The 1106-nt window shown below is 64.4% G+C and carries 1 pseudogene; it reads left to right on the top strand.

The window, feature by feature from the left end:
* A pseudogene (locus L8K25_RS22555) lies at nt 1-1099 on the top strand (IS30 family transposase); the annotation flags it as partial.
* Nucleotides 1100-1106 lie beyond the last annotated feature (7 nt).

Below are 1106 nucleotides of genomic sequence, written 5' to 3'. Positions count from 1 at the left end.
GCAGCGCGGCGAGTCGATGAGTTCGATTGGGCGCGGCTTCGAGCGGGAGAGCTCGTCGATCTTCTCGGTGCTCTCACCGTCGGGCGGGATCCGCCCACCCGATCGGAAGCGATCCGGTCGGGCGCTCAGCTTGGCCGACCGCGAAGAGATATCGCGAGGTCTGGTCGCGGGCCGTTCCCTGCGCGCCATTGCAGTCCAGCTCGACCGGGCACCGTCAACGATCAGCCGGGAGGTCGGGCGCAACGGTGGCGCTGATCGGTATCGTGCCACGCTGTCGGATCAGGCGGCATGGGATCGCGCGCTGCGTCCGAAGCGCTGCAAGCTCGCTTGCCACCCGGGCTTGCGACGAACAGTATCGCGCAAGCTGCGCCGCAAATGGTCGCCAGAGCAGATTGCGGGCTGGCTCAAGCATAGCTTTCCGGACGAAGACCAGCATCGCGTGTCACACGAGACGATCTACAAGAGCCTTTATATTCAGACGCGTGGCGTCCTCAAGAAAGAGCTGCTCGAGCATCTGCGGGCGAAGCGCACGATCCGGCGCTCGCGCCATGCCAGCTTGAAGCGCGACGGGCTCGGCCAGATCAAGGACGCGGTCTCGATCAGCGAACGACCCGCATCGGTGGAGGACCGCGCCGTGCCCGGGCACTGGGAGGGCGATCTCATCTCGGGCGCACGCGGCAGCCACGTCGTGACGCTGGTCGAGCGCCAGTCGCGCTATGTGATCCTGGCCAAGGTCCCGAACAAGGAGACAGCCAGCGTCGTCTCCGCCCTGATCAAGCAGGCGCGCAAACTGCCGCACGAACTCTATCAGTCGCTGACGTGGGATCGTGGCAAGGAGCTTGCTGACCATCGGCGCTTCACTCTCGCGACCGACGTCGCTGTCTACTTCTGCGATCCACAGAGCCCATGGCAGCGGGGCACCAACGAGAACACCAACCGTCTGCTGCGCCAATATCTGCACCACGGCGTCGATCTGTCGACCTTCAGCTAGGCCCAACTCAGCGCGATCGCCCGACAGCTCAACGAGCGGCCGAGAAAAACCTTGATGTACCAAACGCCAGCTGAGAAGTTCGCACAGAGCGTTGCGTCGATCGGTTGAACCCACC

Origin of the sequence: Sphingomonas sp. TREG-RG-20F-R18-01, assembly GCF_022662475.1 — a bacterium.
In the GTDB taxonomy this organism is placed as follows: Bacteria; Pseudomonadota; Alphaproteobacteria; order Sphingomonadales; family Sphingomonadaceae; genus Sphingomonas.
This window is presented reverse-complemented; position numbering and strand designations above follow the sequence as displayed.